The organism is Marinococcus halotolerans DSM 16375, from assembly GCF_000420725.1.
GTDB classification, from domain to species: Bacteria; Bacillota; Bacilli; order Bacillales; family Marinococcaceae; genus Marinococcus; species Marinococcus halotolerans.
In genome coordinates, this window is record NZ_ATVM01000011.1 from 14,759 (window position 1) to 29,337 (window position 14,579).

Consider the following 14,579-nt stretch of genomic DNA (forward strand, 5'->3'; position numbering starts at 1 on the left):
CAACGAATGGCAGCAGATAATATTAAGATTCAGGGGGCGAGGTCCCACAATTTAAAAAATATTGATGTGACAATTCCGAGGGACCAGCTGGTCGTCATGACTGGACTATCCGGCTCCGGGAAATCTTCGCTTGCCTTCGACACAATTTATGCCGAGGGGCAGCGCCGGTATGTCGAATCATTGTCCGCCTATGCCCGCCAGTTTTTAGGGCAGATGGAAAAGCCGGACGTTGATTCCATTGAAGGGCTGTCACCAGCAATATCAATTGACCAGAAAACGACGAGCAAGAACCCGCGCTCAACGGTCGGCACTGTGACGGAAATTTATGACTACCTAAGGCTTTTATTTGCACGTGTCGGTACGCCTTACTGCCCGTATCATCACGTACCGATCACCTCCCAGACCATTTCCCAGATGGTCGACCAGATGATGGCTTATAGTGAACGTACGAAAATGCAGATTCTCGCTCCGGTTATTGCCGGCAGAAAAGGAGAACATGTGAAGGTGATGGATCAGCTGAAGCAAAAAGGGCTGGTGCGTATTCGCGTGGACGGGGAAATGCGTGACATCGGAGAAGAAATCAAGCTCGAAAAAAATAAGAAGCATGATATAGAGGCTGTCGTGGATCGTATCGTCATTAAAGACGGTGTCGAATCCAGGCTTGCAGATTCCCTGGAGACTGCCCTCGAGCTCGGGGAAGGGAAGGTGCTGATTGACGTTATCGGTGAAAAGGAAATGCGGTTCAACCAGCATCACTCCTGCCCGGAATGCGGATTTTCAATTGGGGAGCTCGAGCCGAGAATGTTTTCCTTTAACAGTCCATACGGCGCCTGCCCGACCTGTGACGGTCTTGGCAGCAAGCTCGAAGTGGACAGTGACCTTGTCGTTCCCGATCCGGACCGGACGCTCCGGGAGCATGCGATCGCTGTATGGGAGCCGATCAGCTCCCAGTATTACCCGCAGCTGCTCCGCTCGGCCTGCGATCACTTTAATATTGATATGGATACGCCGTTTAAAGACCTTCCGGAAGAGCATAAGGAAATACTGCTCGAAGGCAACGGCCAGCAGAAAATAACCTTCCGTCACAAAAACGAACGCGGTCAGGTCCGCGAGCGCCAGATCTACTTTGAAGGCGTGCTGAACAACGTTTCCCGCCGCTACCGTGAAAGCGGGTCGGATTTCACCCGCGAACAGATGCAGCAGTACATGAGCAACAAGCAGTGCCCAACGTGTAAAGGTCACCGCCTGAGCCTCGAGGCACGTTCTGTGCTGGTTGGAAATATTCACGTCGGTGAGTTGACGGATCTTTCGATTCAGCAGGCGTATACGTACGTGGAAAACATCGATTTAACGGAAAAGGAAATGGAGATCGCCCGCTTGATTCTGCGTGAAATCAATGAACGCCTCGGCTTTCTCATTAATGTCGGTCTCGATTATTTAACCCTGAGCCGCTCCGCTGGCACGCTGTCAGGCGGGGAAGCGCAGCGCATCCGGCTGGCAACCCAGATCGGTTCAGCACTGATGGGTGTTCTCTACGTCCTCGATGAGCCGTCGATCGGCCTTCACCAGCGGGACAACAACCGGCTGATACAGACGCTGCAGAACATGCGTGACCTTGGAAACACGCTGATTGTTGTTGAACATGACGAGGACACCATGCTTGCTGCTGACCATATCATTGACATTGGTCCCGGAGCCGGGCGTCACGGCGGGCACATTATCGCTGAAGGGACTCCGGAGGAATTGAAGGAAAATGATGCCTCCCTGACCGGTCAGTATTTAGCGGGAAAAAGATTTATTCCGCTGCCGGGGGAACGGCGCAAGCCTTCCGACCGCTGGCTGAAGGTGAAAGGTGCCGTGGAAAACAATTTGAAGCGGACAAATGCGGATATTCCGCTCGGCCTGCTGAGTGCGATTACCGGCGTATCCGGGTCTGGAAAAAGTACGCTGATCAACGATATTTTATACAAGGTGCTTTCGCAGAAGCTTCACCGTGGTAAACAGAAGCCGGGCGCGCACAAAAGCGTCGAAGGCATCGATCAGCTTGAAAAAGTGATCGATATCGACCAGTCGCCGATCGGCCGGACGCCGCGCTCGAATCCTGCGACCTACACCGGGGTTTTTGATAATATCCGCGAGGTATTTGCGATGACCAACGAAGCGAAAATCCGGGGCTACCAGAAGGGACGCTTCAGCTTTAACGTTCGGGGCGGACGCTGTGAAGCGTGTAAAGGCGACGGGATTATCAAAATAGAAATGCATTTTCTTCCGGATATTTATGTTACATGTGAAGAGTGCGGCGGCCAGCGATACAATCGTGAGACGCTCGAAATCAAATACAAAGGCAAAAATATTGCTGACGTACTGGAAATGACTGTGGAAGAAGCAGTGGACTTCTTTGAAAACATTCCAAAAATCCGCCGGAAAATCCAAACGTTATATGACGTTGGTTTAGGGTATATAAAACTAGGACAGCAGGCAACGACGCTTTCAGGCGGGGAAGCCCAGCGTGTAAAGCTTGCTTCCCAGCTGCACCGCCGTTCCACAGGCAAATCCCTGTATATCCTCGATGAGCCGACGACCGGCCTGCATGTGGATGATATCGATCGGCTGCTGAAGGTGCTCCAGCGCCTCGTGGATAATGGAGATACTGTTTTAATCATCGAGCACAATCTCGACGTCATTAAAACGGTGGATCATATTATCGACCTCGGTCCGGAAGGCGGAGCGGGCGGCGGTAAAATTGTGGCCACAGGCACGCCGGAAAAAGTAGCGGAGTCCAGGGCTTCCTATACCGGCTATTATTTAAAACCGGTGCTTGAAAGAGAACAGGAGCGCATGGCCAGACAATGGGAAGCATCGGAGCAGGCCGCTCATACCCCTTCATCATAGAAGAATCGACTGAAACGGATACCACTGTTCTTCGTATGTAATAGGAAGCAGAAGGCTGAGATTCCACGTACCGGTTCTGATATATTACCGAAGGAGGAACATGAAATGGATGAAGAACGTCAGCGAATACTGAAAATGATGGAAGACGGTATTATTTCTCTGGAAGAAGGGGAACGTCTTCTCCGGGCCAAAGGCTCTGTTGCTTCTTCCGGTCCCCAGGCAGACAGCAAGGAACAAGGGGAAGGCAGCTCCTCCGAATCCCGGAGAAGCGGCGCCTACCGGACAGATAAGAAAGCAGCCGGCAGCCAGAAAAGAAAAAGCAAGGAGGATCCGTTTGCGATGCTCTCCGGCTTTTTTGACCATGCGCTTGACCGGGTCAAGAGGTTTGACCTCGACTTTAATTTCGGTCCGTCCGTAGACTTCCAGCATACGTTTGAACATGATGAAAGTGACATTCGCTCGCTCGACATGTTTATTCAAAATGGAAGCCTTATCTGTCAGAAGTGGGAAGGAAGCACGATTCGTGTTGCCTGTCAGGTAAAAGCCTATACAGAGGAAAGTGAAGATGCAGCCCGGCGTGAGTTTATCGAAGGTACTGATTTTGACTCCCGGAGCGGAAAGCTCCGCTTTGCTTCAAGATCCGGCAATTATAAAGTCCAGGCGGTCGTTTATGTGCCGGAAAAATCCATGGATAAAATGGATGTATCCACGTTTAACGGAGACATCAGGATTGACGGAGTTCAGACAGACAATCTGTACGTTAAAGCAAGCAATGGAGCAATTACAGTGCTGCATGCTACCGCCGGTTACCTGGCAGTGGAAACGGCTAACGGTACCGTGGAGCTGAAGGAAGGCAGAATCGGCAGCGCCGACGTTAAAACATGGAACGGCTCGATTCATTACGATGGATCGCTCTCAGATATTGAAGCAGAGGCGCTGAACGGGGCAATTACGGCCCGGTACACATCACTGAGTGAGAGAAGCCGGGCGCTTCTGTCGACTACGACGGGAAGCATCAAAGTAATTACGCCGCGGGAAATCCGCACTGAGGGCGTACTACGTACAAACGTCGGCAATTACAAGTGTCTGCTCGACAACATTGAAGTAAAAGAAGAAAAAAGCGAATTCATGCAAAAGTATTATCAGTTTGTATCCAATCCGGACTTGACTCCAACGCTGAGACTTGAGGCTTCGGCAAAGACAGGTACCATAACTGTGCAGGATCACGAATAAAAAAACTGAAAGGGTGATCAGGTTGGCAAAGAAAAAGTTGTACAAATCCCGTGAAGACCGGAAATTGACAGGCGTATGCGGTGGATTGGCGGATTACCTCGGCTGGGATTCCTCCTTAATACGGATTATCAGTGTGGTGCTTGTTATCCTCCCCGTCACCTCCTGGGTACTGCTGATTTATCTCGTATTAGCCGTGCTTCTCCCTAATGAAGAGGACGCCGTCTCCTGATGGGCTGTTTAGTACCGTTTATTGTTAACACCATTGCATTAATGGTAGTAGCCGGATTTTTCCCCGGCTTTACTATTGATGGCTTCGGGGCTGCTATCGCGGCCGGCTTGGTGTTGACACTGATCAATCTCGTGATTCGCCCGCTTTTAATCTTTTTCACCCTGCCGCTTTCTGTCGTAACATTTGGTCTGTTTATTTTTGTGATCAATGCGTTGATGCTGATGCTTACGTCAGCAGTGATGGGAGAAGCCTTTAACATGTCCGGCTTTGGCATGGCTTTTCTTGCCGCTGTAGTAATCGCTGTGTTAAACATGCTGATGTACAATCTTTTCGTAAACCCGCTGAGCGGGAGAAAAACACGATGAGCCTCCGGAGACCGGAAAAATTATTATATGCATAAAATGGCCCGCCTGGCAGCGGGTCTTTTTCGTGCAGCAGTGAAACTGAAATCATCTGGAGCAGGTTCCATCTTCTTTTGAAAACGTGCTACAATAACAACGTACGAAAAGAGAAAGCAAACGCATTCACGAAACGACAGAGCGATTTTTGAGGGAGGCAGCACGATGGCAAAAGTGACGGCAACGGATTTAAAGGAGCGCTTTCAATTAGAGCTTCTTGCCGGGGAAGAAGGGCTGTATCGGGCGATAACCACGAGCGATATTTCCCGCCCGGGAATAGAGATGGCTGGTTTTTTTACATATTATCCTGCCCGGCGGCTGCAGCTGCTTGGGCGCACTGAGCTCTCTTTTTTTCAACAGCTTCAGGATGCAGAAAAGCAGGAACGCATGGAAAAGCTGTGTACATACGACACTCCGGGCATTGTCATTTCTCGGGGACTGGTAGCTCCGCCGGAGCTGATTGAAAATGCGGAAAAGACCGGTGTTCCGATCATGCGCTCGCATCTGGCAAGCACGCAGCTGATCAGTCAGCTGACGAACTATCTCGATACCAAGCTGGCCAAATCAACGGCGATGCACGGGGTGCTGGTAGACATTTACGGCATCGGTGTGCTGATTACCGGGGCGAGCGGCGTCGGGAAAAGTGAAACGGCGCTCGATATTGTACGCCGGGGTCACCGGCTTGTAGCAGATGATTCTGTCGAAATCCGCCAACAGAACGGTGATACCCTTGTTGGCACTGCGCCGGAGCTTATTCAGAACCTGCTTGAGATACGGGGTCTTGGCATTATCGATGTGATGACGCTGTTTGGGGCAGGCGCTGTCCGCCCGTATAAGCGAATCTCGTTAACTATCCACCTTGAGCTTTGGGACGAGCAAAAAGCTTACGACCGTCTCGGTCTTGATGAAGAAACGCTCCAGGTGCTCGACACAGAGATTCAGAAGCTGACCGTTCCAGTGCGGCCGGGCCGGAACCTCGCTGTTATTATTGAAGTGGCAGCGATGAACTTCCGGCTGAAACGGATGGGCGTAAACACAGCCCAGCAGTTTTCGGACCGGTTAAAGCAGATGATTGATGACGGGGATAAGGAAGAATTTTAACTATTACACATTTAGCAGTCAGGAGTGGCAGGGGATATGATTTATTCATCGATGCAGCCGATTGACCGGGTCGCCTTTGAAGTCGGGTCTGTGCCTATTTACTGGTACGGGATTCTCATTGGTCTGGGCGCTCTGCTTGGGTACATTTTAGCTTCCTATGAAGCAAAAAAGCGTGGTCTCCCGGAGGATATTTTCGCGGACCTGCTTATTTTTGCCATACCGATTTCGATTATCTGCGCCCGGTTGTATTACGTGATTTTTGAGTGGGACTACTACGTCCAGAACCCGGGCAGTATTCTGGCCGTATGGGAAGGTGGTCTTGCGATACACGGCGGATTGATCGGTGCCGTGCTTACAGGCATCGTCTTTTCCAAAATCAAACGGGTTTCTTTTTGGAAGCTGGCTGACATTGCCGCTCCAAGCATTATTTTAGGACAGGCGATTGGGCGCTGGGGCAACTTTATCAACCAGGAGGCACACGGCGGTGAAGTGAGCCGTTCGTTTTTAGAAGGGCTGCAGCTTCCGGAATTCATCATTAACCAGATGTATATTGAGGGAGCTTACTACAATCCCACGTTCTTATACGAATCACTTTGGAACATCGCAGGGTTTTTACTGCTTTTAGGGCTGCGCCGGGTTAATCTTCGCCGCGGGGAACTGTTTTTAACGTACGTTATCTGGTATTCCGTCGGGCGCTTTTTCATCGAAGGGATGCGGACCGACAGCTTAATGCTGTTTGATACGATCCGGGTGGCCCAGTTGATTTCGGTACTCCTGGTCATAGCAGCCGTGAGTCTGATTTTATACCGCAGACAGGCAGGCCTTGCAAAAGCCAGATACTTAAGTAAAGACGGTCCCGGCATATAAGGATGAAAGCGAAAGGGGAAGCATCATGACCAGATGGACTACACTGCTGTTTGATTTAGACGGCACGCTGATTGATACTAATGATTTAATCATTTCTTCTTATGAGCATGTGCTGACGTACTATGCTCCGGACCAGTACAGCAGAGATGACATCATCAGCTGGATCGGGGTGCCGCTGGCGGACAATTTTTCAAGCATCAGCAGCAACCCGAGTCAGGTGGAACAGATGATTGACACGTACCAATCCCACAACCTGGCAAACCATGAAACGCTCGTCCGGGAATACGACGGAGTGTACGACACCATTAAAGCGTTGTACGAGCGTGGCTTCTCCCTCGGTATTGTGACGACAAAAAGGAAGGAAGCGGCGGTCAAAGGGGCCAGTATGCTCGGGCTGCTTCCTTTCTTCTCGACATTTGTTACGGTGGATGATGTCGAAAACCCCAAGCCGCATCCGGAACCGCTGCAGATAGCCATGACACAGCTGAATGCCCGCCCGGAGGAAACCATTATGATTGGCGACAGCCAGTTTGATATTATGGCGGGGAAAAACGCCGGGGTACGCACAGCGGGAGTAGAATGGACCATAAAGGGTGCATCGTTTCTAAAAAATTATGAACCGGACTGGATGCTCACCCGGATGAGCGATCTGCTTGATATTGTCGGGGAACCAGAGGAATGAGAAAAACAGACCGTTATTTCCCGGGTAATAATACCAATGCTCTGTGGCAGATGTACCGTACGGTCCCGTTTTTGAAGGCCTTCAGAAATACGGCGGTTATTGAAGCCTCCCGGGTGGTGCCGTTTGTGTCGGTGAAGCGGTGGATGTACCGGCAGCTGCTTGGAATGGAAATAGGTGAAAAAACGGCGCTCGCGTACAAGGTCATGCCGGATCTCATGTTTCCGGAGAAAATCCATATTGGCAGCAATTCCATTATCGGTTATCAATCGACGCTTTTAACACACGAGCATTTAATTGATGAATACCGGCTCGGCGATATTGTAATCGGAAACGAGGTCATGATTGGTGCCAACGTGACTATTCTGCCCGGGGTGACGATTGGAGACCGGGCCGTGGTGGCAGCAGGAACGGTCGTGCATAAAGACGTGCCGGCGCGGGCCTTTGCCGGCGGCAGTCCGATGCGGATAAGAACATAGGCTTCAAGCCGGCTTTCAAAAGAGCCGGCTTTTCTCTTTTCTGAAAGCGAAAAAAGACTGATAGGGCAGCAAATATTGTTATAATGAAAGCGGAAATGGAAAATTGACGGTGTAAAAAAAGATGTGTAAACTATGGTTATTCTTTATTTTGTTAGTACATTAGCGAACTAAAGCATCGTGAAGAGAAAAGGAGAGAGAGTATGAGTAAGCTTTTTATGTTTGAAAAGCCGCTTGGGATGCGCGATGCGCTTCCGGGATATTTTCAGACAAAACGGAACGTACAACGGGTCATTAACGATGAATGGGAAAGCTGGGGGTACCTGCCTGTCGAAACGCCGACCCTGGAATATTACGATACAGTGGGGAGTGCGTCGGCAATACTTGATCATCAGCTGTTTAAACTCCTCGATCAGCAGGGGCGGACGTTGGTGCTTCGTCCTGATATGACGGCACCAATTGCCCGGGTCACGGCATCCGGGCTGCAACACCAGCATTTTCCTATCCGTTTGGCTTATCATACTAACGTCTTCCGCGCGCAGCAGCTTGAGGCCGGACGGCCGGCAGAATTTGAACAGCTCGGGGTGGAATTGATTGGAGACGGTACTTCGAGTGCGAACGGAGAAGTCGTTTCTCTTATGATTGAAGCTTTGCGAAAAACCGGTTTGACGACGTTTCAAATTACGGTCGGGCACGTCGGGTACGTGAATGCGCTGCTTGAAGAGGTCCTCGGCAATGATGAGCGGGCCGATGACCTGCGCCGGTTTTTATACGAAAAAAACTATGTCGGCTATCGCCAGCACGTGGAAAATCTCCCGCTTTCCTCCTTGGATAAGAAAAAGCTGAACAGTCTGCTGCGCCTGCGCGGTGACTGGCGGACCCTGGATAAAGCATTGAACCTGGTTCAGACACCGGCGGCAAAGGAAGCGGTTGAAGAGCTGCAGGAGCTGAGAACGGTGCTTGAACACTATGAGCTCTCCGATTACATTAAGCTGGACTTTAACTTATTTATGCATATGAGCTACTACACCGGCATTGTATTCGAAAGCTACGGCAACAATCTGGGTGTGCCGCTTGGAAGCGGCGGGCGCTATGATGAACTGCTGCAGCAGTTTAACCGTCCGGCCCAGGCTGTCGGATTTGGTCTCCGGCTTGATTTGCTGGTCGAAGCCCTTGGCCTTACCGGAGCAGTTCCTTCCCAGACGTGTATTTTATTCAGTCCGGAACGCCGTCCGGAGGCAGTGGAGCAGGCGCGTAAGCTCCGCGAAACCGGAAAACGGGTCGTGCTTCAGGATATCCGCGGTGTAGAGGACGTGGATCAGCTGAGCGAGTCCTATGAAGATGTGGTGACTATGATCGGAAAAAAGAAGGAGGGAGCTTCGCATGAATGAATGGCTGACAATCGCGATGCCGAAGGGAAGGATTTTCGAAGAAGCGGTGCAGCTTCTCCGTAAAGCCGGGTTCCCTATTCCTCCGGAGTTTGAAGAATCCAGAAAGCTGATCGTCGACGCTCCGGAAGCAAATATGCGCTTTATCCTGGCGAAGCCGATGGATGTGCCGACCTATGTTGAACACGGGGTGGCAGATATTGGGGTCGCCGGTAAAGATACGATGATTGAAGAAGAGCGTGACGTGTATGAAGTCCTGGATTTAAAAATCAGTGCCTGCTATCTGGCAGTCGCCGGGCTTCCAGAGTATGAGAAGTCCGATGTAAATCCAAAGGTGGCGTCCAAGTATCCCAATCTGGCCACGCAGTATTTTAAGCAGCAGGGCGAACAGGTGGAAATTATTAAATTAAACGGCTCTATTGAACTGGCACCGCTTGTCGGACTGGCAGACCGTATTGTAGACATTGTGTCCACCGGCCAGACGCTGAAGGAGAATGGTTTAATAGAGCTTGAAACGATTGTGCCGATTACGTCCCGGCTGATCGTCAATCCGGTAAGCTATCGTTTGAAGGATACTGTCATTGATGATCTTGTGGAGCGTGTCGCCCAGGTGATAGGAGTGGAAGAACAGGTATGATGAACGTGACCCCTTTGGATAAATCAGTAACGCTCGAACGCACTATTGAAGGAGGAACCGAAAAGCAGCGGGAATCGGTCGCCTCTATTATTGAAAAGGTTCGGGAAAACGGAGATAAAGGACTTATTGAGCTGACCGAGATATTTGACCGGGTTACGCTCGATGAGATGTTTGTCCAGCAGGAAGAAATAGATGAAGCGTATAATCAGGTGAACGATAAAGAACTCGAGGCGATCCGCAAAGCGATTGAAAACATCCGTGATTTTCATCAGCGCCAGCTCCGGCAGTCCTGGATGGTAACAAAAGAAGACGGGACGATGCTCGGCCAGCGGATCATTCCGTTTGACCGTGTCGGCATTTACGTGCCGGGCGGCAAGGCGGCATATCCGTCCACGATTATGATGGATGCCATCCCGGCAATCGCTGCAGGTGTGAAAAGCATTACGATGTGTTCGCCTCCCGGGGAGGATCAGCGTCTTCATCCGATGGTGCTCGTCACGGCCAGTGAGCTCGGCATTAAAAATATCGTAAAAATTGGAGGAGCGCAGGCGGTAGCTGCGCTGGCCTACGGCACGGAAAGCATCCAGAAGGTGGATAAAATCGTCGGGCCCGGCAATATTTATGTAGCGCTGGCTAAACGCGAAGTGTTCGGTCAGGTGGCGATCGACAGTATTGCCGGACCAAGCGAGATCGTTGTCCTCGCTGATGAAACAGCCCGGGCGGATTATATTGCAGCCGATATGCTTTCCCAGGCGGAGCACGATGAACTCGCCTCGGCCGTGCTTGTAACCACCTCGGAGGAGCTTGGCAAAGAAGTGGCCGAAGAGCTTGAGCGTCAGCTAGAAGACCTCCCGCGTAAAAAGATTGCAAAAGAGTCTCTTGATAAACACGGAGCGATTTACTTAACCGAAACGATGGCGGAGGCAGTAGAAGCTGTGAACCGGCTTGCGCCAGAGCATCTCGAAATCATGACCGCCCAGCCGGATAATCTGCTCGGCTCTATCCGTCACGCCGGAGCTGTCTTTTTAGGGCCGTACAGTGCCGAAGCGGTCGGTGATTACTTTGCCGGCCCGAACCACGTGCTTCCGACGAGCGGAACGGCCCGGTTTTCGAGCCCGCTCGGTGTCGATGATTTTGTGAAACGATCCAGCGTGATTTCCTACAGCAAAGAAGCACTTGAGGAAAACGGCGAGTATATTTCTGCGATCGCCCGGATTGAGGGCCTTGAAGCACATGCGCGCGCAGTGGATATCCGGAAAGGGGAGAAGTAGAATGGCAGAACGTACAGGAAGCGTCGAACGCAGGACGGGAGAAACGTCCATCCGTCTGCAGTTTGGCATTGACGGCGAAGGAGACGGGGCCATACAGACGAACGTGCCGTTTATGAGCCACATGCTTGACCTGTTTAAAAAGCATGGCCATTTCTCCCTTGACGTGCAGGCCGAAGGGGATGTGGAAGTGGATGATCACCATACGACCGAGGACATTGGTATCTGCCTCGGCGAAGCCTTCGGTCAGGCGCTCGGCGATAAAAAGGGCATCCGCCGCTACGGCCAGGCTAAAATTCCGATGGACGATGCGCTCGCAGAGGTTATTGTGGATTTAAGCAACCGGCCGCATCTTGAGTTCCGGGCGGAGCTGCCGGCAGCCAAGGTAGGAACGTTTGATACCGAGCTCGTCCACGAGTTTTTGTGGAAATTCGCGGTGGAGGCCCGGATGAATCTGCACGTAGTTGTCCACTACGGACATAACACGCATCATATTATTGAAGCGGTATTTAAAGCGATGGCCCGGGCTCTCGATGAAGCGACCCAGCTGGACCCAAGAGTGAAAGGTATTCCGTCAACCAAAGGAATGCTGTAAAGAAAAGGAGTGGAGCGCTTGTGATAGGAATAATCGATTACGGCATGGGCAACCTGTACAGCGTGAAAAAAGCACTGGAACGACTGGATATTCCTTATTTTGTCTCCGAGGACACCGAGGAGCTTGCAAAAGCAGATGGCCTGATTCTTCCGGGAGTCGGTGCGTTTCGGGATGCCATAAATTTAATCCGGGAAAACGGCCAGTTTGAGTTCATTGAACACTGGGCGGCTGATGGCAAGCCGCTGCTTGGTATCTGCCTTGGCATGCAGCTGTTGTTTGAAGGCAGCGATGAACACGGGGAGACAGCAGGATTCGGCTTTCTGCCCGGTCATGCCCGCCGGTTTTCAGGAAAAGACAGCCAGGGAAGAAGGCTGAAGGTGCCACACATGGGCTGGAACTCGCTTGAGTTTCATCAGCCGGACCATCCGCTGTTGAAAAACGTAGAGGAGGGCCATGCATATTTTGTGCATTCCTACGTAATAGAAACCGCCGACCCGGACGTTTTGATTGCAACGAGCGATTACGGCGAAACAGTGCCGGCGGTGGTTGGCCGCGGCGAGATTATGGGCACGCAGTTTCATCCTGAAAAAAGCAGTACCGTCGGCATCGGCATGCTTGAAAATTTCGGAGCGATTGTCCGTGAAAGGAGCGGAGCTCATGAGTGATTTTATCGTATACCCGGCCATCGATATCCGGGACGGTAACTGTGTCCGCCTTTTTCAGGGCGATTACAATCAGGAGACCGTCTACGGGAATTCGCCGTTTGAGATGGCTGCTTCGTTTGCGGAGGCGGGAGCGGCCTGGATTCATATGGTTGATCTTGACGGGGCAAAAGAAAAACGGCGCATCAATCATGCCCACGTCGTTCATGCTGCCAAGGAGCTTGATGTCCGCATCCAGGTCGGCGGAGGAATCCGGACCGAGGAGGATGTGGACTATTACTTATCCCACGGCGTGGACCGGGTGATACTCGGCAGTGTTGCTCTCCAGTATCCGGAATTTGCCCGGGATATGCTCGAAAAACACAGCAGCCGTATTGCGATTGGTCTTGATGCGAGAGACGGGTATGTGGCCGTCAACGGCTGGCTCGATACCTCGGAAGTAACAGCCGTCGAGCTTGGCCGGGAAATGGCTTCCCACGGGGCGGAGACGTTTATATTTACCGATATTTCCACCGACGGGACAATGACCGGTCCAAACGTAGAGGCGACAAAACAGCTCGCAGAAGCGACCGGCGTAAACGTCATTGCCTCCGGCGGCATCGGCACGATGGAGGACGTCCGGAATCTTGCGGAGAAGCGGAATAAAGGAATTGCCGGTGTCATTGTCGGAAAAGCGATATATACCGGCAAAGTGGATGTGGCAGAGGCCGTGAAGGAGGTACAGTAATGCTTACGAAACGGATTATTCCATGTCTGGATGTGAAAGAGGGACGGGTCGTGAAAGGCACGCAGTTTGTGGAACTGCGGGACGCCGGTGATCCAGTGGAGCTCGCTGCGTTTTATGATGAGCAGTGGGCGGACGAACTTGTCTTTCTCGATATTTCCGCCTCGCATGAAGGACGGAAAACGATGATAGATGTGGTGGAGCAGGTGGCGGCAACGATCGCGATCCCTTTTACGGTCGGGGGCGGCATCAGCTCGGTCGATGATATGCGCAACATGCTCCGTGCCGGAGCGGACAAGGTTTCGCTCAATACGGCTGCGGTCAAAAACCCTGATTTGATTACTCAGGGCTCCACTTATTTTGGCTCCCAGTGTATCGTTGTAGCGGTTGATGCCAAGTATGATGAATCGATCGGATCCTGGAGGATCTACACTCACGGCGGCCGCACACCGACCGACTGGGAAGTCGTCGACTGGGCCAGGGAAGTCACCGCCCGCGGAGCCGGCGAAATTCTTTTGACTAGCATGGATCAGGACGGAGCGAAGACCGGCTTTGACGAGGCGTTGACACGAACGGTCAGCGAAGCAGTGGATGTACCTGTTATTGCCTCCGGCGGGGCTGGCGCCAAAGAGCATTTTGTGGATGTATTTAAGAAATCAGGGGCGGATGCGGCACTCGCTGCTTCAATCTTTCACTATAAAGAAACATCGATTGAAGAAGTGAAGGCTTTTATCCGGGAGAGAGGAGTCTTAGTACGATGAACGTCGATGAACTAACTTTTGATGAAGCCGGCCTGATTCCGGCCGTAGTGCAGGACGCCGTCAGCAAAGAGGTGCTGACGCTTGCCTATATGAACAAAGAATCGCTGCAAAAAACAATCGATACGAAAGAAACCTGGTTTTACAGCCGCTCCCGTCAGGAGCTCTGGCATAAAGGGGAAACCTCAGGAAACAAGCAGCAGGTGACAGACATCCGTTACGACTGCGACAGCGACGCGTTAAATGTGCTTGTGGAGCCGGCAGGCCCTGCCTGCCATAAAGGAGACTACAGCTGTTTTTCCCGGTCGCTGCTGTCGGAAGAAAAGCAGTCAGCCGACGGCCGGCGGTTCGCGATTATTAATGAACTCGAGCAGGTCATTGCCACCCGTGAGGCAGAGATGCCGGAGGGCGCCTACACGACGTACTTGTTTACCGAGGGCGTGGACAAGATTTTGAAAAAAGTCGGCGAGGAAGCCGGGGAAGTAATTATCGCTTCGAAAAACCGGGATCACGAAGAGCTGAGCTGGGAGACAGCTGATCTTCTTTATCATCTGCTCGTGCTGCTCCGGGAACAGAAGCTTCCGCTTGATGATGTGCTGCGGGTGCTTGAAGAAAGACATCGTTCATAATAAGGCTGATCGCAGAAAAGACCGTCCCCTCCGGGCGGTTTTT

The 14,579-nt window shown here is 51.8% G+C and carries 16 protein-coding genes; all 16 read left to right on the plus strand.

Going from position 1 to position 14,579, the window contains the following annotated elements; genetic code table 11:
• The first annotated feature begins 6 nt into the window (after positions 1-6).
• The 16 genes from uvrA to hisIE all read left to right on the plus strand — a co-directional run bounded on the left by uvrA (position 7) and on the right by hisIE (position 14,536).
• A complete protein-coding gene (gene uvrA / locus G548_RS0109190; protein ID WP_022793859.1) occupies positions 7-2,892 on the plus strand; it encodes an excinuclease ABC subunit UvrA in 2,886 nt (961 codons plus the stop codon).
• A 105-nt stretch (positions 2,893-2,997) separates the two neighbouring features.
• Positions 2,998-4,125: a DUF4097 family beta strand repeat-containing protein gene (locus G548_RS0109195; RefSeq protein WP_022793860.1), complete on the plus strand. Its 1,128-nt coding sequence runs from the start codon at positions 2,998-3,000 to the stop codon at positions 4,123-4,125.
• A 22-nt stretch (positions 4,126-4,147) separates the two neighbouring features.
• Positions 4,148-4,354, plus strand: coding sequence for a PspC domain-containing protein (locus G548_RS0109200; RefSeq protein WP_022793861.1), 207 nt, complete (start codon positions 4,148-4,150; stop codon positions 4,352-4,354).
• Positions 4,354-4,719: a phage holin family protein gene (locus G548_RS0109205; protein WP_022793862.1), complete on the plus strand. Its 366-nt coding sequence runs from the start codon at positions 4,354-4,356 to the stop codon at positions 4,717-4,719. The genes G548_RS0109200 and G548_RS0109205 overlap by 1 nt, the downstream gene beginning before the upstream one ends.
• A gap of 198 nt (positions 4,720-4,917) precedes the next feature.
• Entirely contained in the window at positions 4,918-5,853 is a 936-nt protein-coding gene (hprK, locus tag G548_RS0109210; RefSeq protein WP_022793863.1) for an HPr(Ser) kinase/phosphatase, read from the plus strand.
• 36 nt (positions 5,854-5,889) lie between these two features.
• On the plus strand, positions 5,890-6,720 hold the full coding sequence (gene lgt / locus G548_RS0109215) for a prolipoprotein diacylglyceryl transferase (RefSeq protein ID WP_022793864.1): 831 nt from the start codon (positions 5,890-5,892) through the stop codon (positions 6,718-6,720).
• 25 nt (positions 6,721-6,745) lie between these two features.
• Positions 6,746-7,402, plus strand: a complete 657-nt coding sequence (gene ppaX, locus G548_RS0109220) for a pyrophosphatase PpaX (protein ID WP_022793865.1) — start codon at positions 6,746-6,748, stop codon at positions 7,400-7,402.
• Positions 7,399-7,878 (plus strand): acyltransferase, encoded by a 480-nt coding sequence (locus tag G548_RS0109225; protein ID WP_022793866.1) that lies wholly within the window; start codon positions 7,399-7,401, stop codon positions 7,876-7,878. The genes ppaX and G548_RS0109225 overlap by 4 nt, the downstream gene beginning before the upstream one ends.
• A 200-nt stretch (positions 7,879-8,078) precedes the next feature.
• A complete protein-coding gene (locus G548_RS0109230; RefSeq protein WP_022793867.1) occupies positions 8,079-9,266 on the plus strand; it encodes an ATP phosphoribosyltransferase regulatory subunit in 1,188 nt (395 codons plus the stop codon).
• The gene (gene hisG, locus G548_RS0109235) at positions 9,259-9,900 is read left to right on the plus strand and encodes an ATP phosphoribosyltransferase (RefSeq protein ID WP_022793868.1); all 642 of its coding nucleotides are present in this window, start codon (positions 9,259-9,261) and stop codon (positions 9,898-9,900) included. The genes G548_RS0109230 and hisG overlap by 8 nt, the downstream gene beginning before the upstream one ends.
• A complete protein-coding gene (hisD, locus tag G548_RS0109240) occupies positions 9,900-11,171 on the plus strand; it encodes a histidinol dehydrogenase (RefSeq protein ID WP_027847306.1) in 1,272 nt (423 codons plus the stop codon). Before hisG ends, hisD begins: the two co-directional genes overlap by 1 nt.
• A gap of 1 nt (position 11,172) precedes the next feature.
• The gene (hisB, locus tag G548_RS0109245; RefSeq protein WP_022793870.1) at positions 11,173-11,763 is read left to right on the plus strand and encodes an imidazoleglycerol-phosphate dehydratase HisB; all 591 of its coding nucleotides are present in this window, start codon (positions 11,173-11,175) and stop codon (positions 11,761-11,763) included.
• A 20-nt stretch (positions 11,764-11,783) separates the two neighbouring features.
• Positions 11,784-12,428 (plus strand): imidazole glycerol phosphate synthase subunit HisH, encoded by a 645-nt coding sequence (gene hisH / locus G548_RS0109250; protein ID WP_022793871.1) that lies wholly within the window; start codon positions 11,784-11,786, stop codon positions 12,426-12,428.
• A complete protein-coding gene (hisA, locus tag G548_RS0109255) occupies positions 12,421-13,152 on the plus strand; it encodes a 1-(5-phosphoribosyl)-5-[(5-phosphoribosylamino)methylideneamino]imidazole-4-carboxamide isomerase (protein WP_022793872.1) in 732 nt (243 codons plus the stop codon). The genes hisH and hisA overlap by 8 nt, the downstream gene beginning before the upstream one ends.
• Positions 13,152-13,910 (plus strand): imidazole glycerol phosphate synthase subunit HisF, encoded by a 759-nt coding sequence (hisF, locus tag G548_RS0109260; RefSeq protein ID WP_022793873.1) that lies wholly within the window; start codon positions 13,152-13,154, stop codon positions 13,908-13,910. The genes hisA and hisF overlap by 1 nt, the downstream gene beginning before the upstream one ends.
• Positions 13,907-14,536: a bifunctional phosphoribosyl-AMP cyclohydrolase/phosphoribosyl-ATP diphosphatase HisIE gene (hisIE, locus tag G548_RS0109265; protein WP_022793874.1), complete on the plus strand. Its 630-nt coding sequence runs from the start codon at positions 13,907-13,909 to the stop codon at positions 14,534-14,536. Before hisF ends, hisIE begins: the two co-directional genes overlap by 4 nt.
• The last annotated feature ends 43 nt before the right edge of the window (positions 14,537-14,579 follow it).